Origin of the sequence: Candidatus Neoehrlichia procyonis str. RAC413 (genome assembly GCF_000964795.1) — a bacterium.
GTDB classification, from domain to species: domain Bacteria; phylum Pseudomonadota; class Alphaproteobacteria; order Rickettsiales; family Anaplasmataceae; genus Neoehrlichia; species Neoehrlichia procyonis.
This window is the reverse complement of sequence record NZ_LANX01000001.1, coordinates 1,110,641-1,133,343: the sequence shown is the minus strand read 5'-3', so window position 1 is coordinate 1,133,343 and position 22,703 is coordinate 1,110,641. Positions and strand designations below refer to the sequence as shown.

17 protein-coding genes are annotated in these 22,703 nt (G+C 29.5%); 12 read left to right on the top strand and 5 right to left on the bottom strand.

Features of this window, described 5'->3' with window-relative positions; all coding sequences use genetic code 11:
- Positions 1 to 2: 2 nt before the first annotated feature.
- The 4 genes from fusA to NLO413_RS04245 form a co-directional block, all read right to left on the bottom strand.
- Positions 3 to 2,081, bottom strand: a complete 2,079-nt coding sequence (fusA, locus tag NLO413_RS04260) for an elongation factor G (protein WP_084229841.1) — start codon at positions 2,079 to 2,081, stop codon at positions 3 to 5.
- 14 nt (positions 2,082 to 2,095) lie between these two features.
- Positions 2,096 to 2,578: a 30S ribosomal protein S7 gene (gene rpsG / locus NLO413_RS04255; RefSeq protein WP_045809240.1), complete on the bottom strand. Its 483-nt coding sequence runs from the start codon at positions 2,576 to 2,578 to the stop codon at positions 2,096 to 2,098.
- A gap of 12 nt (positions 2,579 to 2,590) precedes the next feature.
- Positions 2,591 to 2,965, bottom strand: coding sequence for a 30S ribosomal protein S12 (rpsL, locus tag NLO413_RS04250; RefSeq protein WP_045809239.1), 375 nt, complete (start codon positions 2,963 to 2,965; stop codon positions 2,591 to 2,593).
- A 135-nt stretch (positions 2,966 to 3,100) separates the two neighbouring features.
- The gene (locus tag NLO413_RS04245) at positions 3,101 to 4,366 is read right to left on the bottom strand and encodes a metallophosphoesterase (protein ID WP_052690400.1); all 1,266 of its coding nucleotides are present in this window, start codon (positions 4,364 to 4,366) and stop codon (positions 3,101 to 3,103) included.
- 730 nt (positions 4,367 to 5,096) lie between these two features.
- Here NLO413_RS04245 and NLO413_RS04240 point away from each other — a divergent pair.
- The gene (locus NLO413_RS04240) at positions 5,097 to 6,728 is read left to right on the top strand and encodes a ribonuclease J (protein WP_045809238.1); all 1,632 of its coding nucleotides are present in this window, start codon (positions 5,097 to 5,099) and stop codon (positions 6,726 to 6,728) included.
- 32 nt (positions 6,729 to 6,760) lie between these two features.
- Positions 6,761 to 8,077: a Tol-Pal system beta propeller repeat protein TolB gene (gene tolB / locus NLO413_RS04235; protein WP_045809237.1), complete on the top strand. Its 1,317-nt coding sequence runs from the start codon at positions 6,761 to 6,763 to the stop codon at positions 8,075 to 8,077.
- Positions 8,078 to 9,313: 1,236 nt separating this feature from the next.
- On the opposite strand, the gene murD is transcribed toward tolB, so the two are convergent.
- On the bottom strand, positions 9,314 to 10,651 hold the full coding sequence (murD, locus tag NLO413_RS04225) for a UDP-N-acetylmuramoyl-L-alanine--D-glutamate ligase (protein WP_045809235.1): 1,338 nt from the start codon (positions 10,649 to 10,651) through the stop codon (positions 9,314 to 9,316).
- Between the two features lie 253 nt (positions 10,652 to 10,904).
- Between murD and NLO413_RS04220 the strand changes: the two genes are divergently transcribed.
- From NLO413_RS04220 to sucD, 10 genes are all read left to right on the top strand, one after another.
- Positions 10,905 to 11,522 (top strand): COQ9 family protein, encoded by a 618-nt coding sequence (locus NLO413_RS04220; RefSeq protein ID WP_045809234.1) that lies wholly within the window; start codon positions 10,905 to 10,907, stop codon positions 11,520 to 11,522.
- Between the two features lie 104 nt (positions 11,523 to 11,626).
- Entirely contained in the window at positions 11,627 to 13,147 is a 1,521-nt protein-coding gene (locus NLO413_RS04215) for an HlyD family type I secretion periplasmic adaptor subunit (RefSeq protein ID WP_045809233.1), read from the top strand.
- Positions 13,148 to 13,662: 515 nt separating this feature from the next.
- The gene (locus tag NLO413_RS04210) at positions 13,663 to 15,279 is read left to right on the top strand and encodes an ABC transporter permease (RefSeq protein ID WP_045809232.1); all 1,617 of its coding nucleotides are present in this window, start codon (positions 13,663 to 13,665) and stop codon (positions 15,277 to 15,279) included.
- Between the two features lie 1,055 nt (positions 15,280 to 16,334).
- Positions 16,335 to 16,805: a cytochrome b gene (locus tag NLO413_RS04205; protein WP_045809231.1), complete on the top strand. Its 471-nt coding sequence runs from the start codon at positions 16,335 to 16,337 to the stop codon at positions 16,803 to 16,805.
- A gap of 10 nt (positions 16,806 to 16,815) precedes the next feature.
- A complete protein-coding gene (locus NLO413_RS04200) occupies positions 16,816 to 17,823 on the top strand; it encodes an NAD(P)H-dependent flavin oxidoreductase (RefSeq protein ID WP_045809421.1) in 1,008 nt (335 codons plus the stop codon).
- A 597-nt stretch (positions 17,824 to 18,420) separates the two neighbouring features.
- A complete protein-coding gene (locus NLO413_RS04195) occupies positions 18,421 to 19,080 on the top strand; it encodes an SCO family protein (RefSeq protein ID WP_045809230.1) in 660 nt (219 codons plus the stop codon).
- Between the two features lie 12 nt (positions 19,081 to 19,092).
- Positions 19,093 to 20,112 (top strand): substrate-binding domain-containing protein, encoded by a 1,020-nt coding sequence (locus NLO413_RS04190; protein ID WP_045809229.1) that lies wholly within the window; start codon positions 19,093 to 19,095, stop codon positions 20,110 to 20,112.
- Positions 20,113 to 20,234: 122 nt separating this feature from the next.
- A complete protein-coding gene (gene rpsU, locus NLO413_RS04185; protein WP_045809420.1) occupies positions 20,235 to 20,510 on the top strand; it encodes a 30S ribosomal protein S21 in 276 nt (91 codons plus the stop codon).
- A gap of 55 nt (positions 20,511 to 20,565) precedes the next feature.
- Positions 20,566 to 21,729: an ADP-forming succinate--CoA ligase subunit beta gene (gene sucC / locus NLO413_RS04180; protein WP_045809228.1), complete on the top strand. Its 1,164-nt coding sequence runs from the start codon at positions 20,566 to 20,568 to the stop codon at positions 21,727 to 21,729.
- A gap of 12 nt (positions 21,730 to 21,741) precedes the next feature.
- Positions 21,742 to 22,620, top strand: a complete 879-nt coding sequence (sucD, locus tag NLO413_RS04175) for a succinate--CoA ligase subunit alpha (protein ID WP_045809227.1) — start codon at positions 21,742 to 21,744, stop codon at positions 22,618 to 22,620.
- Positions 22,621 to 22,703: the final 83 nt, after the last annotated feature.

Genomic DNA, 22,703 nt, shown 5'->3' with positions numbered 1-22,703 from the left:
CTTTATACCTTACTTTTTATATCATTAACCACTATATTATCAGGAACTTGCTCATAACAAGCAAAATACATACTATATTGAGCTCTCCCCTGAGATATAGAACGCAAATCCTTTACATATCCAAACATTCTTCCAAGAGGAATCAAAGCTGTTATTAGCTTAGTATTATGACGATCTTGCATCTCTAATACTCTACCTCTTCTACTATTTACATCCCCTATTACATCACCCATATATTCTTCAGGGGTAATAATTTCAACACGCATTACCGGTTCAAGTAATATAGACCCAGCTTTATTTAGCATATCTCTAAATGCGCCCTTAGCAGCCAATTCAAATGCTAAAGGACTTGAATCAACTTCATGAAAGGCTCCATCAAATAAAGTAGCCTTGAAATCAATCACTGGAAATCCTGCTATCACACCACTTTCCTTGGCAATTTCTAATCCATTTTGTACACCAGGTATATATTCTTTAGGAATTGCTCCACCAGTAATTTTACTTTCAAATATAAAACCAGAACCCGGCGATAATGGCTCAAATAATATATTAACTTTAGCAAATTGACCAGCTCCACCAGTTTGTTTTTTATGAATATATTCGATTTCAATAGACTTTGTAACTGTTTCACGATACGCTACTTGCGGAGCACCTATATTAGCCTCCACGTTAAACTCGCGCTTCATTCTATCAACTATTACCTCTAAGTGCAACTCACCCATACCCTTTAAAATTGTCTGACCACTTTCATTATTTACAAACATCTTTAACGAAGGATCTTCAGCAACCAGCCTATTTAATGCCACACCCATTTTTTCTTGATCAAATGTAGACTTTGGCTCTATTGCTATTTCCATGACAGGATCAGGAAAATCCATACGTTCTAAAACAACAGGAAAATCCACCGCACATAAAGTATCCCCTGTAGTAGTTTTCTTAAGACCAGCTAAGGCAACTATATCCCCCGCTTGTGCCTCTGAAATATCTTCTCTATTATTAGCGTGCATCAATAAAATTCTTCCTATAGATTCTGTCACATTCTTCACAGAGTTCAGTACTGATATTTTACTTGTCAATTTACCAGAATATATTCTTATAAAAGTTAAACTACCAACAAACTTATCTGCCATAACCTTAAAAGCCAATGCAACAAATTTTTCACCTACAGAAGATTTGACAGATATAACTTCATCTACATTAGAGATACTACTACCTTCAATCATAGGAACATCATCAGGTGCAGGCAAAAAATCAACTACAGCATCCAATAAGGGTTGCACACCCTTATTTTTAAATGCAGAACCACACAAAACAGGGACAAATTTTGATTGAATTACACCTACACGTATACAGTGCTTCAACAAAGGTACAGGAATATCATTTCCTTCAAGATATAAATTCATTGCTTCATCACTAAGTTCAACAACACTCTCTAAAAGCTGTGCTCTATATTTTTCCGCTTGATCAAGCATATTATCAGGAATGCTTTGGTACGCAAAGTTCGCCCCAAGAGAATCTTCTTCCCAAATAATAGATCGCATCTCTATTAAATCTACTACCCCTACAAAACCTTTATCAACTCCTATTGGCAATTGCAAAACTAAAGGGCAAGAACCTAACCTATGCACTATCATATCAACACATCTAGAAAAATCTGCTCCTACCCTATCCATTTTATTAACAAAACAAATCCTAGGAACATTATACTTATCTGCCTGTCTCCACACTGTTTCCGATTGAGGTTCAACACCAGCAACACCATCAAAGACTGCAATCGCTCCATCCAATACTCTAAGAGATCTTTCAACTTCTACTGTAAAATCAACATGACCAGGAGTATCAATAATATTGATTTTATGACTATTCCAAAAACATGTAGTGGCTGCAGATGTAATGGTAATTCCTCGCTCCTTTTCTTGTTCCATCCAATCCATTGAAGCAGCACCTTCATGCACCTCACCTATTCTATTTTGTTTACCTGTGTAAAAAAGTATACGCTCCGTAGTAGTAGTTTTGCCGGCATCTATATGAGCCATAATACCTATATTTCTACACTTAGATAAACAATTATTCTTGCTCACCTATCCCTCTTTGATTAATTAAACCTAAAATGCGAAAATGCCTTATTAGCTTCGGCCATTTTATACTTTTCTTCACGAATCTTATATGCACCACCACGCTTATTACAAGACTCTAATAATTCATTACACAAGCACTCCATGTATGTCTTATTACTATGCCTCCTACTTGCACACGCAGCCTTAGAAATCCACCTTAATGCCAATGAAATTGATCTATCCTCTCTTACTTCAACAGGAATTTGATAAGTAACACCACCTATTCTACGCGAACGCACCTCCATTTGCGGCATTACATTATTTAAAGCGTTATTAAAAATAGTAATCCCACTTTCACCAAAGCGAGACTCCGCCAAATCTAATGCTCCATATACTATTTTCTCAGCTAAAGACTTTTTACCGCAACACATCACTACATTTATAAAACGCGCTAATAATACACTATTATACTTTGAGTCAGGAACAATAATCCTTTTATTTACTTTACAACGACGTGACATTATACTACCATCTTAACCATTTTTCTTAACCCCATATTTTGATCGTGACTTCTTTCTACCTTGCACTCCCTTAGCATCCAATGCACCACGAACTATATGATAGCGCACACCTGGTAAATCCTTTACACGTCCACCTCTAATTAACACCACTGAATGTTCTTGCAAATTATGACCTTCGCCAGGAATGTATGCTATAACTTCACTTCCATAACCGGATATCTTTACCCTAGCAACTTTACGCAACGCTGAATTAGGCTTCCTAGGAGTAGTAGTATAAACCTTAACACACACTGCCCTTTTTTGAGGATTATGCTGAAGAGCAGGTGCCTTATTTACAGAAGCACGTGACTTCCTAGGATTACGAACTAATTGATTTATAGTAGGCATACACTAAATAACCTTATTTATTAAAGAATACTATCCCAGATTTAAATAACAGAAATACTATTACTTATAAAATAATCATAAATTTCAGTCAATATATAATTTAATATTTTATTTATATATAACAATCACATAATCCTATGATATTTTATTTAATATTTTTAATTGATGCACTTCTTTATTTTCCACGTTATAATATTTTATAATTGAGTAATTTTTATTTAACTGTGCAATTGCAAACCCAAAACCCTCAACACTTTGAACATTATTTGCAGCAAAGTCGCCAATTTTTATATCATGTATCTTTAAAAATTTTACATTATCAAGCTTAGTGCCACTATTACCTACTATTACTTGAGTTATAACGTCTTTTCCATCTCTAATCCTTATTATCAGCGTTTGTCCTATATGAAGATGCCCTGACACTATTGCCAATAAATTTTTAGGTAAAATATTACCAAAAGCTTTAACCTGCAATAAATTTCCATAATATATAATACCCATTCTATCAGCATAACTCCATAAAGGACGATGTGTTAATAACCAAGTAGGCAACTTGTCATCTAATTTATCTAAAAACCCACTTCTAACATTATTAATATCTTGCTTAGAAAACAACACTTCATTAATGCCCGAAGAATCATGTATATAAAAATTTAAATCACATATACCCAATCGATGCGAAGTAAAAACCCAAGAATCAACAATACCTTTACATGCTTCCTTACTTATGTCGGCAAAAGGACTTGCGCTTAAATACCTAAACCACCCCTTATAAGCCCTATTACAATTTTCGTGATTACCACGTACAAATATAAAAGGAGCTTTTTTTGACAATAATTTAGATGGAGCTAACCAATCAAGCTTCCAAGTATTAAAGTTATCCCCATAAATACCCTTATCACACTCTTTATCATCAACACAATCCTTCTCCCTATACAAGTAATCCCCAACATGTATTACTAAGTCAGGATTATGCTGAGATATTTGGTACAAAATTTTTTCTAGCGGCCATGTATCTTGCAATTTACAATTTTGTTGGTAATATGATGATACTCTGCATCCTGTATCACCTATTATCGCAATTTTCTTTATTTTGCTAGGAAGAACAGGTATTACATCATCACCTACTTTAACAACTTTTGCAGTGTTAGAAATTAGCGCTTCACATACTTTATTATCAAAAACTGCATTTTTTTCATATATAGGAAAGGCTCTGATATCCATTTTTCTTGTTTGATTGTCAATACTAATTATAGGACAATCATCTTGCAAAGAAACTATTGCTCTAACACTTAAATTATTACCACTTACAACTTGAGACCAAATAAATAATACATCGGCTTTTACGCATATACTAAAAAAATATACCATTAGAAATAGTACAAATTTTAATATACTCACAAAATCCTCACAAACAATAATTTAAAAACCTCTTATACTATACCTCTTACTTTTTGTTTTTAATACAATTAAAACTGCTCATATACACCTTAGCTCATATTGAGTACTTAAGAATAGTAAAGAAATAAGCAACCTATAAGATATCATTATTACCAGCATATAGCGCTGTACCCATAATTATATACTTACACAAACAAATACATTATAAACTTCCTTTAAATATTTTCAATGAATTAAAATACTAAACATATATTCTACTGATACAAAAAAATATACTTAATTATCCAATCATTCCTTTTTTATCCTATGCCCTACAAGTGATAATTTCTTATACTCATAAGAATCTTATAAACAACATCTACTACTATTAATTAACATATTGAGAAATACGATTAACAGTTCATTAAAATAACAACTATTGCCTTTATTAGAGATTTAAACACATTAAATTGCTGATAAAAATAAATTCTTTTTGATAAAAACTAATATACTGTCATAGTATTTAACTAACTCTACACATAAAAAATTATTAATACTGATCAAAAATGCAATTTTTAAAATGTTTCTACTATAGTAACATACCTTATCATAACAATTATCCATAATACCTGTAATTTAAATATAAAAAACATTATTAAACAGCTAATTTACTAAATTAGTTTTTGTTTGTAATGGAAATTATATGTGATATCCTAAAATACTTAACTTATTTAATTTTTTCGATATTTACATGAATTTTAATCCCAATAATTTTTTATTCGTACCTTTAGGTGGTGTAGGAAAAATAGGTATGAATGTTACGCTATATCATTTCCAAGGCAAGTGGATCATAGTTGATTTAGGAGCAGGGTTTGCTGACAGTGATATTATGCCAGGAATAAATATGATTGTTGCTGATATTAGCTTCATAAAAAAACGTCGAAAAGATTTACTTGGCATTATACTAACACACGCACATGAAGATCATATTGGAGCAGTACAGTATTTATGGGAAGACTTAAGATGCACAGTGTATGCAACAAAGTTTACAGCAACACTTCTCAGAGCAAAGTTAAAGGAATTTTCCCTAGAAGTCCCGATTAAAGAAGTTGACACTTCTAAAAAGCTAATTCTTGACTCTTTTACCATAGAATTTATCAATATGACACATTCTATACCTGAAATGCACGCACTCGCTATTCATACTAGTGTAGGAAGCATTTTACACACAGGAGATTGGAAACTCGATAATTCTCCCATTATTGGACCTACTTCTAATATTGAAAAACTAAAACAGCTCGGTAAAAATGGATTACTAGCAGTTGTATGTGATTCAACAAATATATTCACTAAAGGAAAATCTGGATCAGAAGGAGATTTATATGATAGCTTATTCAACATCATCAAAAACAGTACCCAAAGAGTAGCTGTATCTTTATTTGCTTCTAATGTTGCTAGAATTTATACATTCATTAAAATATCTCAACAACTCAATAGAAATGTCATAATTCTAGGAAAATCTCTTATTAGGATTATACAAGTTGCAAAAGATAGTGGATATTTAAATGATATACCTGATTTTATTGATGAAACACAAGCAAAAAAATTACCAAAAAATAAGGTACTTTACATCTGCACAGGATGCCAAGGTGAACCACTTGCAGCTACTGCAAAACTATCAACTAATTCTCATAAGTTAGCTAAATTGGAAAGTGGAGATACAATTATTTTTTCATCCAAAATTATTCCTGGAAATGACAAAAGAATTTATGGTGTATTTAATCGTTTTGTCAACATGAACGTAAAAGTAATAACAGAATTTATGGATAATGTACATGTATCAGGTCACCCTGCAAGAGAAGAAATTATTACAATGTACTCGCTTACCAACCCTAAGTTATGCATACCAGTACATGGAGAATATATACATATGTATGAACATACAAAAGTAGCACAAGAATGCGGCATTAAAAATCATATTATTCCTAATCCAGGAGATGTTATTGATATAGTATTAGGAAAAAAAATTGACTCTGTAAAATCTGGTTACTTTGGTGTTGATGGAAATTTCTTCCATCATCCCGAAGGTAAAGTAATGTCAATGCGTAGAAAAATGAAAAACGCAGGTATTATTATAGTAACATTAATTATGAACAAAAAAAACCAACTACTTAAAGAACCATCTATTATTGCACCAGGTGTGTTAGATGAAGTAGAAGACAAAGCATTAATACAAAAAATAACAAAAAAAATAGGTCCTAAGTTCCATACAAGCAAAATGCAAAATATTAAAAGTTATATAAAAAACATAATTCTCAATACTCTAAAATATGATATACAAAATAAACCAGTTATAGAAGTACAAATAGAGTACATAGTATAGTGGTACAAAAAAAGAAATAAAAAATTAAAACAATGCTTTATCGTTTATTCTTATTATTGCTTTTTACAATATTAAATGTTGTTCCTAATAAGTCACATGGTGAACTTAAGATTGATATTACTAGAGGTAATACAGAAAACATTTCCATCATTATTCTTCCTTTTCATTTTACAACTAATCTTGAAAATGAAATTGGAAAAAATATTATAAAAGTAATACAAAATAACTTAAATAACACCGGAATGTTTAATGTAACAACTCAGCACGCAAGTGACTTCGATATCAATTCAAATGCATTACCAACTTCATCACTATGGAAGATATTAAAAAAAGATATGTTAATTACCGGCAGCGTTAAAGAAAATGAACAAGATAAAATAGAGGTTAAATTTCGTATATGGGATATTACCCTTGGTAAGGAACTGTCTGGCCAGTCCTTAACTTTTGTAATAACAAGCTGGCGACGTGCTGCACATATTGTTTCAGATAATATATATCATAGGCTTACTGGTGAAGAGGGGTATTTTAATACTAAAATAGTATACATAGCAGAAACTCTGTCTCCAAGAACAAGAAAAATTGCCATTATGGATCAAGATGGTGAAAACAATATTTATCTTACAAGCGGATACAATTTTTATTCAACACCAAGATTTTCTCCTAATGCAACCGCCATTGCATACATGACTTACATTAAAAACAAAGGAAAAATTGTAATGAAAAACTTAAATACTGGATCCTCAGTAATATTAGGAAATTTTAACGGTATAAGTTCTTCACCAAGATTCTCTCCTGATGGAAAGTCAGTACTACTATCAGAGTCTATAAACGGACAAACAAATATATACTCCATTACCCTTAAAGATCACAAAGTTTATAAATTAACAAATAATAAATTCATCAATACTTCTGCTTCATATTCCCCTGATAAAAAGTTTATAGTTTTCAACTCTGACAGAAATGGGTCTCAACAATTATATGTAATGAGTGCTGATGGAAAAAATCAGCGTAGAATAAGTTTTGGTAAAGGTAGATATGCAACACCAGTATGGTCTCCTAGGGGAGATTGGATTGCTTTTACTAAAATTTTATCTAATAATTTTTATATAGGAGTTATACAACCAGACGGTACCGGAGAAAGACTACTTGCAAAAGGTTATGTGGTTGAGAGTCCAACATGGTCTCCTAATGGAAGAATCATCCTTTTTACACAACAAGAGCATCCTTCTGGCAAAGCTCATCTTCAATCAAGACTTATGTCCATAGATTTAACTGGTATTAATAAAAAAGTCATAAACACTCCAACTAATGCTTATAGTCCACATTGGTCACCTTTAATTCAAGATTAAACATGTATACAATAAAGTACTTACAAAATAAAATTTAATAAAAATTATGCAATTATCACTTGCAAAAATTACATATATGCCTATAATTCAATTGTGCTGTTATAATATTATTACTTAATGGTTACTGTCAAAAGCAGTGGTTATCAACCTATAAAAGATACGCTATACCTTTCTAGATGGTTGGTGTGCTTTGTGTATAGGTTATACAAAACCTTAAAGTATAAAGTTTTTAATTTACAGGGTAGCAATTTTGTTTGCTCAAAAATGTACAGATATATAATAGGTGACTTACTCAAGTTGCAAATTAGGGCAATGTTATATATTAGTAAAAACTTTATAAAAAGAGTAGCGCACTTTCTATTTAAAAAATTGCCTTCAAAAAAATACAAAATAGCTCTCAGTACTAGGTTTTTCTATTCAAAAAATAGTTGGCCAGTATATAAAACAATAAGAAGTGTGGCTTTATACCTTTTAGTAAACCTTCAAAATTTTGTAACTCATAATATTAAACTACATAATTTACTTTATTGTGAATACAAAACTATTATGAATGCTTCTTGTTAATTTTTTTTGAAGGCAAAAAATAATTTTAACAATTAAATATTAATCATAAGTGGCGCGGTTAACCTTGTAAAATGATTTCTAATAACATATAATTATGTCCTCCTATATATTTCATTATAAATAACTTTGATACTTTTGTAGCTTTATTTGCTAATGCATATTTATACATTATGATATTTACATAAAATTTCAGCATTAAAAAATTTTCCAAACATAATCTTTAATACACAATATAAACACCATATGAAAGAAGATAAGGGAATTAAAGAGGAATATATTTATGATGATATAAGCATTGAGATAAGACAATATTTACGTTAATAGTCTTGATATTAAAATGGATGTTTAGAAGTAATATAAAAATCCTGTGTACAGTGCTTTATCATAAAAGCAATGAGAAAGCTATCATAACACACGAAGAATACATAATACTATTCATTCTTTATGTAAGATTTAACAGATATGACTATACAATATCATTTGTATAAATAGTGATTTGATAGCTTTATATTTAAAAAGTTATAGATAAATTACAAACATTATATTTAGATACAAAAAGTCTTCTAGTATACCTATTAGGTTTTTCCAACAATATCCAGTTGCAACTTAATTTTTTTGCATATACTATCAAACATGCAATATCAAACCAAATAACCTTTGCATTAACTTAAATTAAAATGCTATTAGCTGTTGCACTAATTCACAAAATTTATTCCCTCGTTCTTCAAAGTTTTTCCATTGATCCCAAGAGGCACAAGCTGGAGATAACAATATTATAGCATCTTGAACATCTTTTATCGCAAGTTCATATGCAATTTTAACTGCAACTTCTAAATCATAACACTTAACATAATCAACATTATTATCTTCCATTAACTTCGCAAACATACTAACTGATTCGCCTATTAAAAAAGCTTTTTTAACACGATAAAAATACATCCATAATTTAGAAATTCCCATATCTTTACTTCTTCCACCAACAATCCAATATATATTTTTATAAGACATTAACGCTTTTTCAGTTGCGGAAGCATTAGTTGCCTTACTATCATTAACAAAATAAACATTACGAACCTTTCCTACTAATTGGTTTCTATGTTTCAACCCTTTAAAATTTTTCATAGCATGAATAATTATATCATCTGATATGTTAATATGTTTGGCAACAATATAACTAGCAGCTAGATTTTCTAGATTATGTTTTTTATTAATATATAGTTCTCCAATTTTTAATATTTTACTTCCCATATATAAACAATCATCTATAAAAGATACTCCTTCGTCTAATCTAACAGTAGAAGAAAATGCAATTTTATTACCGACAATATTTCTAAAAACTTTATTGGTAATAGTATCATCATAATTTATCACAGATACTTTACTGTAATTTAGTATTTTCGTCTTTACTGAAATGTAGTTCGCCATATTACCATAAATATCCATATGATCTGCAGTAATATTAAGTAGTACAACAATGTCTATATCAATAACATTCAATAAATCTATTTGTTGTGAGGATAATTCCAATACATAAACTTCTGCATTAGGATTAAGTGTTAAAGCACTTTTTCCTATATTACCTCCCACTTCAACATTAATTTTAGCATATTTTAAGATTAACCCTATTAACTCAGTTGTAGTAGATTTACCATTGGTCCCAGTAATACAAACAAACTTTGATTTTTTCTGTGATTGATAAAGTAACTCTATATCAGAAATTATAGGACAACTATGATATTTTGCTAATTTAACAACCCAATGCTGCTTATCACCAAAATAAGGGATGCCCGGACTTAGCACCAAATTTGAAATCTCATTCCAATTGTATTCATTAGGATGCACACAGTAACAATTCTCTAACATTTCCATATTTTTTAATACAGATACATTATCATCCCAAAAAAATACTTGTGCTCCACTCAATGATAAAGACTTTAATACAGAAATTCCTGTCTTTCCCAACCCAAACACTGCAACTTTCTTGCCTTTATAATCAGGTAATAAAATCATGATTTATAACGTTTAGTACTTTTATACATTAATATATGGCAATATTTATAAAACAAGAACTCTAAAAAATATAGATATCAACACATAAATTATAATAAAACTCTAGTTATACTTTATAATTAACACTAAATCTTTTAATCACAAAGCACACAATTAACATTGGGTACAAATTGCCATAGCTTCTCTCAGTATTCTCTTTAAAATTATTTAACAATCAGCTATTATATTGCTCATAGTTTTATTATGACATTACATGGAAGATATTTCTTTAATTAATAATACAACAATTGCACTAATACCTTTTTACGGTGTAAATGACAACACACTATTAAAGGCATGTATACAATTAAATTTACACAATAGTTTCTGCAAATTCCCCAACGGCATTAATGATGTTATAACCTATATGCACACAGAACTAGAAAAATTTATTGCCTTTAATTTTCATAATACTAACAACATCACAAATTTTAAAACTCATGAAAAAATCAAACACTGCATAAATCTATGCTTATTGTATTATGAAACTTTACCAAATTTTAGAGAACTAATTAAAAGTATATTACGCTTTTTTAGTGTTCCAAAGAATACTTGCTTTGCAACACAGTGCATATTTAAAATCAGTAATAACATTTGGTACATTTCGGGAGACTTATCAACAGATTTTAATTACTACACTAAGAGACTAACTTTAAGCGCTATTTATATATCTACATTAGTATACTTTACAAATGACCTTTCCGAAAATCACACAAAAACTCTATCATTTCTAGACAAGCATATTAATAATATACTAGCATTCCATAAATTTAAATCATGTATAAAAAACATATTTTATACAGACAACAATATATTTCATGTAAAATTTTAAAGTAAAACAATACATTTACATATGCTTTTTTAATCATAAAAATAAAAGATTTTAATTATTATGTTTTTATGATATAAAGTAAGCTCACCTATCTTATTAAACTTATGTATAAACGGTTGCAATCCATAACAAAAACAGGTCTATCACTACCACAACTTTTAGGACACGATTCTCTTCACAAAAATGGAACAACAAACAAACATAGCTCCAAAATTATTGGAAAATTAACATCCGTTATTGACTCGATAGTTAATTTCATTTTTCGCATTAAAAACAAACATAAAATTAATGACGCATTAAAAGTATCATGGGGACCATTATTTGCAGGACTAGTAATTATTATTATGTTTTTTGGCTTTTTTGGCATATGGGCTGCAACAGCGCCATTAGATGGTGCCGTTATTGCAGTCGGTGAAGTAATGTCCTCACTTAATCGACAAATTGTACAACATCTTGAAGGAGGAATTATCAAAAAAATTTCAGTACAAGAAGGAGAAATAGTACAAAAAAATCAACCTCTTATTTACTTAAATGATACAGCTGCAAAAGCCAATTTAGCAATCTTGCAAGAAAAAATGCTAGTGCTACTAACAACAGAAGCAAGATTAACTGCTATAAAAAATAACCTAAATAATATTACCTTTCCATCTAATGTATACACATTATCTGATATACAAACTGTCAATAAGGTCCTAGATAATCAGCAGCAATTATTTTTATCATACAGAAAGAATATCTCTGGACAAATAAAAATATTAAAGCAACGCATTAAACAATTAAGACAAGAATTAAGCGGATTATCAGCACAACTAACATCAGAAACAAAACAATATACTCTTATTACAGAAGAACTAAACACAAAAAAGAAACTGCTTAAAAGCGGATACATAAGCAAACCTTACATACTTAACCTTGAACGCTTACATGCAGAAGCTCAAGGAAAATTAGGTCATATCAAAGCTGCAATTGCAAGTACACAGCAAAAGATTGGGGAAAACAAACTAGAAATAATAAACATTATTAATAATATGCAGGATAAAACCAATATAGAATTAAAAGATACTGATTCAGCAATTGCAGATTTAAAGGAAAGACTAAGAGCAGCTAAAGATGTATTAACGCGTACAATAATTAGATCTCCACAAAATGGAATTGTTACAGGCTTAAAGTATCATACTGAAGGAGGAGTAGTATCTCCTGGTAGTAATATTATGGACATAGTTCCAATCGATGAAGATTTAGTCATTGAAGCTAAGATTCCTACAAGACACATTGAAGAAATTCTTTCTGCTCAATCAAATTCAAAAAATATAATTTCAAACGATAAATATATAGGACTAAAAGCAAAAGTAAGGTTAAGTGCATATAATATTAGAAAATTTGGACTTGCTAATGGTATTATGACACAGGTTTCCGCAGATGCTTTTAGTGAATATAATGGTACAAGATATTATTCAATACGAATTGTTATTCCAAAATCCTTACAGCTTGGAAAGTTCAAAAATATAAAACTATATCCTGGCATGCCAGCAGAAGTATTCATTATCACTCAATCACGCACTCTGTTAAACTATTTATTAACACCTATAACCAGCACATTTGAAAAAGCATTCAAAGAAAGATAATAATTCAGCATAAAACAAAATTTGCTAGGGCAACAATAAGTATTTATACGCTATCTAGTCATAAATAATCTACCCCACAAAATTATCACTTTGACTAAAAAATACTTTAACAATATTTAATCCATGTTATCCATAACATTTATTTTACCTTCTACTAAAAATTATAAACACTTCCCAATATCATCTTAATATTCATGCTTTCATCTAAAAGTACGAGCATAATATATGAATATAGTTAAAAATAGGCAAAGACTCTCAATAACTAATACTATAGAGTATAACTTTATGTACGTATATACATCAAAATATCTTTATTTAAAAAATTAAGGTTACTAAAATGCAATTACTACAGCTCTTAATCAATATTTCTACTAAAGAATTCTACATTCTTGTACTGTGAAAATTATAAATTACATTAGTATTTAGTAATTTTTTTCGATGCTTTATAAAATTTCTCGATATAATATATTATAAGTATATGATTAATTAAATAGTGAAATAAAAGAAAAGTGTTAATGGTAAATTTTTTTAAAAATTTATTTATATTTACCTTAACAGTGCTATTTACTTTACCAATATTTTCTTTAATATCAATTGTTTTTACAAAAAGTGAAAAACTTAATATATTTACCACTCTATTACCCGAATATACAGTTAATACTATTGTTTTAATGATAGGCGTAGGAATAATAGTATTAATTATTGGAGTAATGAGTGCATGGTTTATTACTTATTACTCATTTCCAGGCCGTAGATTTTTTGAAGTCGCACTTTTTTTACCATTATCAATACCAGGATACATAGTAGCTTATGTGTATGTTAACATTTTTGGATTTGCTGGTCCGGTACAAAGTTTTTTAAGAGCATTACTTCACTGTAATAAGGGTGATTACTATTTTCCAGATGTAAAGTCAATATATTGGGGAATTATTATTATTGGGTTTAATTTATATCCTTATGTATACATGCTAACAAGGACAGCATTCATAATGATAAGAAGTACAGTAGCAGTTGCTACAACTTTATGTGATTCCAGATCCAAAATTCTCATATCAATAGTCATACCAGCAGTTCGTCCAACTATAGTTGCAGGTATTGCATTGGTATTAATGGAAGTAGTTTCTGATTTTGGTACTCCTCAATTTCTCACAATTAATACTTTTACTACGGGAATATATCGTCATTGGTTTTTATTACATGATAAATATTCTGCATGTATTCTTGCTATTATAGCTTTATGTTTTGTATTTCTGTTAATTATAGTAGAGAAGTTTGTTCGTAAAGATGAAGCATCTTATACAACAATTAAAATGAATACAGGTTATTGTCATAGATGGAATGTCAATAATATAGCATCTATTATATTAATATATTTAATTTGTTTATTACCTGTATTCATAGGATTTATTCTCCCTGTATTGCCACTAATTTACTGGACTATCGAAAGATTACATATGTTAGTAGATAATGCAAGGTTTTACATTATTGTTTTCAATAGTATTAGTATAGCACTAATGACATCCATTATTACTGTAACTATATCTATAGCGGTATCATATATAACACGTAATAACAAGTTTTTGTCTTATCTTATCAGGTTTATTGCTATGGGATATGCTATTCCCAATACCATTATTGCAATTAGTATTATGGTATTACTTGGAAAAATATCACAAATAATTAGTTCATATTTTTTTAATATTACCCTTATAGGTACAATAATTGGGCTATTATATTCTTATACTTTTAGGTTTTTTGCTGGTGCATTAGGGCCTATTGAATCGGGTTTTAGTAAAATTCCTAAGGAGATAGATTGGTCTTCTTCTTTAATGGGTCATGGTGTAATATCAACATGTTTTAATGTACATATTCCTATGTTAAAGAAAAGCATACTGGTAGGATTTTTGCTAGTGTTTATTGATACAATTAAAGAACTATCAGCAACTTTAGTAATCAGGCCATTTAATTTTGAAACTATGGCCACTTGCATATACGAGCTTGTAAGCGATGAGAGATATATGGATGCTGCACCTTATGCGTTAACTATAGTTATTGTAGGATTAATATGTGTTATGGTATTATGTAAAATTTTTCAGCACGACAAAGTTAAAGAAAACAGAATTAATAATTAAGTATCCATTTAAAATCTAATAATACAGATTTAAATAATAAATATCATACGCACATGATATTATGCCAAATTTTTCAGCATAACAAAAAGTTAAAGAAAACAGGACTAATAATTAAGGTATCTGTTTAAAATCTAAATAACACACATTTAAACAATAAATATCATATGTCGCAATATGGTCATAATTAATCTAAAAACACTTAATATGCCAAATAAATTTAGCTCGAAAAAAAAGTGTAAGAGTTAAAGAACAACTTATAACAAATAAAACCATTTAAAATGATCAAAAGAGTTTTTATACAAACAACCGTAATTAATAAAGCAATATTACACCTATATATAGTGCACAATACTATAACAAGTTAAGTATTTTCTGGCCACTACATGTTTATAAGCAATATTTTGATACACAAGAAAATTAACAGTATCATTATTAATTAACTTATGAGCAAGCATAAAAATAATATCATATATATCGTTACAATGTATAAATCAAAATTATTGTAGAATATTTTCATACAAGGCTAAATTATTTAGCAGGTAACTATATTAACATACCCTATTTACATTTGTAATGAAATGACTCTGTTAAGAACATTAAATATTGCCTTAAACTATGTAAAAAAATGATTTGTAAAATATATTAGTGTGTTTGTTATTATGCAAAATATAAAATTAAAAATTATGTTCATAAACTTGCAGACTTGGTAATTATACTTTTACCTAGATATACAGTGTTATTATTTTTAAATACATCGATCAACATTTTCTTATCCTTATTAATATTTACTAAGAAATTAAATTTAACTTCTAAACTTACTTCCTATCTGACACGCATTAACTATTTTATAAAGCTATTCATTCGGAAAATTAACATTTAAATATCTAGTAGTAGATTAAACATTTTCAGCATTTCACATAAAAAAATTACGATATTTATAAAAAAATTTTATTGAAGAATACAAACACTGTGATATATATCACTTAATTAATAATATATAAAACCTTAAGATAGTGTGGAAATATAGTATCTTTTTAAGAATAATACATTGGTTAATGGCTTTAGTAATTATATCTATAATAATTTTAGGCTTCTACATAAAAACATCATCTAGTAGTATCAAAGATACTTTATACGTCGTACACAAAGCATTAGGTATTGTATCTATGATATTAATTATATTCAGAATTTTTTGTCGTATTTTTTCACAAATACCTTCACATTCTAAAACAACTTCATATTTTTCTATTATAGTTTCCAAATATGTACACACATTATTATATTTTTTTATGATAGTTATGCCTTTATCCGGATATATGATGTCATCAGCTTCAGGCAAAGCAATTAAAATAATATTTTTTGATGTTCCATTAATATTTACTCAAAATAAAAGTCTAGCTTTTTTATATAATAAAATTCATACCTCATCTTCATATATAATAACTATCTTAATAATGTTACATGTTTTAGGAACATTTAAACATTTAATAATAGACAAAGAAAACATTTTCAAACGCATTACATAAAAAATATATGATACTTTCAAATTTATGGAAAAAGGGTACAGAATTTCTAGGCAGCAAATATGCGATTATGGGTGGAGCCATGAGTTGGGTTTCAGAACCATATTTGGTATCTGCAATATCAAACGCAGGAGGGTTTGGTGTATTAGCTTGTGGAGCTGTATCTCCTACACATTTAAAATTTGACATAGAATTAACACAAAAGCTAACTAGTAATCCTTTTGGGGTAAATTTAATAATTATGCACCCAGACTTAAGCGAACTTATTAAAATATGTATCAATAGTAAAATTACACACATAGTTTTAGCTGGAGGCATTCCCAGTAGCACCACAATAAATCATATTAAAGCCGCAAAAATCAAAATTATATGTTTTGCGCCTTCTCTTTCTGTAGCTAAAAGATTAATAAAATTAGGTGCAGACGCACTCATTATAGAAGGGATGGAAGCTGGAGGACATATAGGACCTGTAAGTACATCTGTCTTAGCCCAAGAAATACTTCCATTTTTTAAAAATAATAACTTAGGTATAGCACCTCCTATATTTGTTGCTGGCGGCATTGGAATGGGAGATATGATAGTACATTACTTAAGAATGGGCGCAAGTGGATGTCAAATAGGAACCCCTTTTGTATGTACTCATGAATCAAGAGCGCATCAAAACTTCAAAGAAATATTCATAAAATCATCATCTAGAGATGCTATTGCATCAATCCAACTCAGTAAAGATTTCCCTGTAATTCCTGTAAGGGCGATATCTAATGCTGCAAGCACAAAATTTTTAGAGTTACAAAAAGAAATGATAAGCCTATATAACAAAAAACAAATTTCAAAGGAAACTGGACAATTACAAATAGAAAAGTTTTGGGCTGGTGCATTAAAGAAAGCTGTAGTAGATGGTGATATAACAAATGGATCGCTAATGGCAGGTCAAAGTGTTGGGTTAATCAAAAAAATACAAAGCACACAACAAGTAATTGATAACCTTATTACTGAAGCAAGAGTATATATTTCAATGTAACAAAGATTAGTTCCAATTAACCTATTGTAAGTTTTATACCTTTATCATAAACCTAAACTTGCTGCAAAATAATTAAGTTTTAAGCATGTTTTTAATATATTCTAGATATCTTTTTTGTATAATTATCATTAAAATTAATTCTATATATCAAAACTTTCATTAAAGTCATAAATTATTTTCATGTTATTTAGTAATAAAGTTACTTTATTGTAATGAATAAAATAAATTAATATTGAATAAAAAATTTTATAACATATTTATAAATTTTTAAACAACATGTAGTACCTTTACAAATAATATCTTTCATCATATTATTAAAATCTTTTTAATTTTATTTACATTATTAATTATGCTTCTCCTGTAACCCAATATCAATACTAACTTGCAATACAAATATATGTCACCACGACAATTAAAATTAGATATTGTAAGAAATTTTAAAGCACTTAATTATTTTTAAATCCTTAATTTACACTTATTACAATAAATATTAAACCTAAGCTTTATGCAATAAGTGGAATCCCATATAACATACTTGACACACTTTCTAGATAAATGCTAGAATTCCTAACTAGCATCTTCTTAAGGTCTTAGATAATGAAAATTTTTAAAATACTATCCAATACTTTTTTATTACTTGCAGCAATGTTTTTGGTATACTCATATTTTAATAAAAAAGGTATTTTTAATAAAGGCAATTCTCATAATGTAAATGTATTAAATATTAAAAATAATCAAGGCTCTTTTGACACTTCCTTCAATTTAATAAATCAAGAAGGTGTTAATGTCAGTAGCAAAGATTTTGCAGGCAAGTATATGTTGGTAATATTTGGATTTTCGTCATGTAATCATATTTGTCCCGCTGAACTAGGGCTTGCATCTGAACTTCTAAGTAAACTTGAAAACAATGCTGATAAAATACAAGTTATTTTCATTACTATAGATCCTGAAAGAGATACTGTAGAGAGGTTAAAAGAATATCATCAAGGATTTGACAACAGAATTCAAATGTTAACAGGCAGTAAGCAAGATCTAGATAAAGTTGCAAAAAATTATAAAGTATATGTTGGGGGTCAAGATAGCGATAAACAAATCGACCATTCATCACTTTTATATTTAATAGATCAAAATGGCAACTTTTTAACACACTTTGCACCAGATTTAAAATCATCTAAAAATCAAACTGAAAAATTATTTCTTCTTGTAAAGCAATATCTTACACCACAAGAACCTAATAACCAAAATACTGTATCTTAAATATTTACAAAAATGAAATATTTCTACATATTTATGCTGGTATTTATGTCAATAACAGCAAGTAGATTACAAGCACATCATATTAGAGTTGTAGGGTCTTCAACAGTTTTTCCATTTATTTCATCTATTGCAGAAGAATTTGGTAAGTTTTCATCTTATCAAACACCTGTAATTGAATCTGTAGGAAGTGGCATGGGATTCAATATGTTTTGTGCAGGTACAGGAGCTAATACTCCTGATATAACAATGTCATCACGCAAGATAAAAGATGCTGAAGTAGAGCTTTGTAAAACAAACAAAGTTAATGATATTATAGAACTTATAATAGGTTATGATGGTATAGTTATTGCAAATTCTAATCAAAATAAAAAAGTAGATTTCTCTATTAAAGACTTATTTAGTGCTCTTAGTAAATATAAAATATCTGATGAATATAGTGATACTATACCATTAAATCATTATAAATCTTGGTCTGAAATTCATAATAAATTTCCCAGTGTTAATATTGAAGTGTATGGCCCACATAAAAATACAGGTACCTACGACATATTAATAAAGGAAATTATGTTAAATTTATGTATGAATTCCAAGATTTTTATAGATGTATATCCAAACGTACAAAAAAGAAAAAAAATATGCAGCAGCATTAGAGATGACGGTAAGTATATTGAAGTCGCTACTAATGAAAATGTAATAATACACAAAATTGCAAAAAATAATAGTGCATTTGGAATATTAAGTTTTAGTTTTTTAGTCAAAAATCAAGACAAAATTCAGGGTAATAAAATTGCAGGTATAGAGCCAAGTTACGAATCAATTTCCTCAGGCAAATATGTATTATCTAGGCCTATTTATTTATATGTCAAAAAAGAACACTTAGATAGTACACCTGGTTTAAAAAAATTTCTTGAAGAAATTGTCAATGCAGAATCAATAAGTGAATATGGGTATTTAGTAAACTCAGGATTTATCCCTCTACCACAAGAAGAACTCACTAAAACCAAAAAAAAGGTTATGGATTTAATTAAATAAATCTATATAAACACTATAATAGCCAATTTACTAACATTGAATATAGAGAAAAATTATTTGACATATTAATATGTTACTGTTAAAATTATAGGTTATTATTGAAATTAATTGGGGGAGCTGTTTTGGTTGAAGTAGTTGTTTACCATGGGGATATAGAGCAAGGTATACGTACCTTAAAGAAAAAATTACAACGTGAAGGTAAGCCTCGTCAAATGAAAATCACTCATCATGAAAAGCCTTCAGAAAAACGTGCAAGAAAGCAAGATGATTGCAAAAGAAGAAGGAAAAAGTTACATAAAGTACCTTATGAGCCGCAGTTTACAAAGTTTCAAATAAGTGCAAAACATTTTCAAATTCAAAGGCCTTTGCTTCCACACAATAATAGTAATTCTCAGTGAAGCATAATAAATAACACACAATTTTTAGCTAAAATTTATATAAAATGGTTTTATTATGAATATTCATGAGTTTCAGGCAAAAAGTGTTTTGCGTGACTTCGGTATTGCAATACCAAATGGAGTATTAGTTGAGTCGATTCAAGACGTTGACACAGCTTTAAAAAAGTTACAATCAAGCACAGTAGTTGTTAAAGCACAAATTCATGCTGGAGGTAGAGGAAAGGCCGGAGGAGTTAAAATAGCAAGAACTACAGAAGAAGTACATCAGTTTGTAAAGCAACTATTACATTCAACCCTAGTAACATATCAGACTTCTCTAGAAGGACAAAAGGTTAATAAAATATACCTTGAAGAAGGTTGTGACATTAAAAAAGAATACTATTTGAGTGCTGTCATAGATCGTAAATCTGGAAGAGTAAAAATTATTTTTTCAACTGAAGGGGGTGTTGATATAGAAGAAGTTGCTAAAATTTCTCCTAATAAAATATCTCAATGTTGTATTGACGTAGTATACGGGTTTCAAGACTTCCATGGACGTGAGCTATGCTATTCTCTTAACTTAACCTCAGACCAGTCCCATAAAATATGTAATATTATAAATAAAGTATATAATGCATTTATAAGTACTGATGCAACTCAAATAGAAATCAATCCACTTGTTGAAACACATTCTGGCAAATTTATTGCACTTGATGCTAAAGTAAGTTTTGATGATAATGCATTATATCGTCATCCTGACATTATTAAGTTACGTGACCTTGATGAAGAAGTTAAAGAAGAAATTGAAGCATCAAAATACGGACTGAGCTACATAAAAATGAACGGCAACATTGGATGTATGGTAAATGGAGCTGGGTTAGCTATGGCTACAATGGATATAATTAAATATTATGGGGCAGAACCAGCAAATTTCTTAGATGTTGGAGGTAGTGCAACTAAGAAAGCCGTAAAAGAAGCTTTTAAAATTATTTTATCTGATAAAATAGATGGCATATTAGTAAACATATTTGGTGGAATAATGCATTGTGATACAATTGCTCATGGAATCATTGAAGCCACAAAAGAAGTAGGTATTAATATTCCACTAGTTATAAGATTATCAGGTACAAATTTTAAAGCCGGAAAAAAATTACTCAATGATTCACAGCTTAACATCATTACAGCAGATACCCTAAGTGAAGCCGCTTCTAATATAGTGAATGCAATTAAGAAAAAATAGGAATAAAACATTATGTCCATTCTCGTAGATAAAAATACAAAAGTTATATGCCAAGGATTTACTGGTACAAATGGGACTTTTCACTCTGAACAAGCCATTGCATATGGAACAAAAATGGTTGGTGGAGTAACTCCTGGAAAAGGTGGATCTATGCATCTCAATCTTCCTGTATTTAACACTGTCATGCAAGCAAAATTACATACTCAAGCTAATGCAACGGTTATTTATGTTCCAGCCCCTTATGCAGCTGATGCCATCCTAGAAGCAATCGTAGCTGAAATCGAGTTAATTATTTGCATTACTGAGGGAATCCCAACATTAGATATGGTAAAGGTAAAGCGTGCTTTAATTGGCTCTAAAAGTAGATTAATTGGACCTAATTGCCCCGGTATTATAACCCCTGAAGAATGTAAAATTGGTATCATGCCTGGACATATACACAAAAAAGGTCACATAGGTGTAGTTTCCCGTTCTGGAACATTAACCTACGAAGCAGTTGCACAAACAACAGCTGTAGGACTTGGACAATCAACTTGTATTGGAATCGGTGGTGATCCTGTACACGGAATGTCATTTTTAGATTGTATAGATCTTTTAATACAAGACCCAGATACACATGGTATTATAATGATTGGTGAAATTGGTGGTACAGAAGAAGAAGAAGCTGCAGAATTTATTAAGTCTTCAAAAACTGTAAAGCCAGTTGTAGGATTTATTGCTGGACAAACTGCACCTACAGGAAAACGCATGGGACATGCTGGTGCTATATCATCAGGTAGCTCAGGTACTGCACAAGGTAAAATTGATATAATGAAGAAAGCTGGTATTACTATTGCAGAAACACCTGCTGTTATTGGTCATACCATGCTAAACGCTATGCAAAAATCTTAAATTTTTACAGTATAATTTTTGCATTAAGTAGCTATAAAGCTATAGCTTTTTTACCTTTAGCAATCATAGTTATAAAATCCTTT

What these genes read in the sequence shown, in the direction of transcription:
- NLO413_RS04220 (WP_045809234.1), top strand. Translation starts at nt 10,905, where the DNA reads ATGGAAGATATTTCTTTAATTAATAATACAACAATTGCACTAATACCT.
- rpsG (WP_045809240.1), bottom strand. Translation starts at nt 2,578, where the DNA reads ATGTCACGTCGTTGTAAAGTAAATAAAAGGATTATTGTTCCTGACTCA.
- NLO413_RS04215 (WP_045809233.1), top strand. Translation starts at nt 11,627, where the DNA reads ATGTATAAACGGTTGCAATCCATAACAAAAACAGGTCTATCACTACCA.
- NLO413_RS04210 (WP_045809232.1), top strand. Translation starts at nt 13,663, where the DNA reads ATGGTAAATTTTTTTAAAAATTTATTTATATTTACCTTAACAGTGCTA.
- tolB (WP_045809237.1), top strand. Translation starts at nt 6,761, where the DNA reads ATGCTTTATCGTTTATTCTTATTATTGCTTTTTACAATATTAAATGTT.
- sucD (WP_045809227.1), top strand. Translation starts at nt 21,742, where the DNA reads ATGTCCATTCTCGTAGATAAAAATACAAAAGTTATATGCCAAGGATTT.
- rpsL (WP_045809239.1), bottom strand. Translation starts at nt 2,965, where the DNA reads ATGCCTACTATAAATCAATTAGTTCGTAATCCTAGGAAGTCACGTGCT.
- NLO413_RS04240 (WP_045809238.1), top strand. Translation starts at nt 5,097, where the DNA reads ATGAATTTTAATCCCAATAATTTTTTATTCGTACCTTTAGGTGGTGTA.
- NLO413_RS04205 (WP_045809231.1), top strand. Translation starts at nt 16,335, where the DNA reads ATGGCTTTAGTAATTATATCTATAATAATTTTAGGCTTCTACATAAAA.
- NLO413_RS04195 (WP_045809230.1), top strand. Translation starts at nt 18,421, where the DNA reads ATGAAAATTTTTAAAATACTATCCAATACTTTTTTATTACTTGCAGCA.
- NLO413_RS04190 (WP_045809229.1), top strand. Translation starts at nt 19,093, where the DNA reads ATGAAATATTTCTACATATTTATGCTGGTATTTATGTCAATAACAGCA.
- sucC (WP_045809228.1), top strand. Translation starts at nt 20,566, where the DNA reads ATGAATATTCATGAGTTTCAGGCAAAAAGTGTTTTGCGTGACTTCGGT.
- murD (WP_045809235.1), bottom strand. Translation starts at nt 10,651, where the DNA reads ATGATTTTATTACCTGATTATAAAGGCAAGAAAGTTGCAGTGTTTGGG.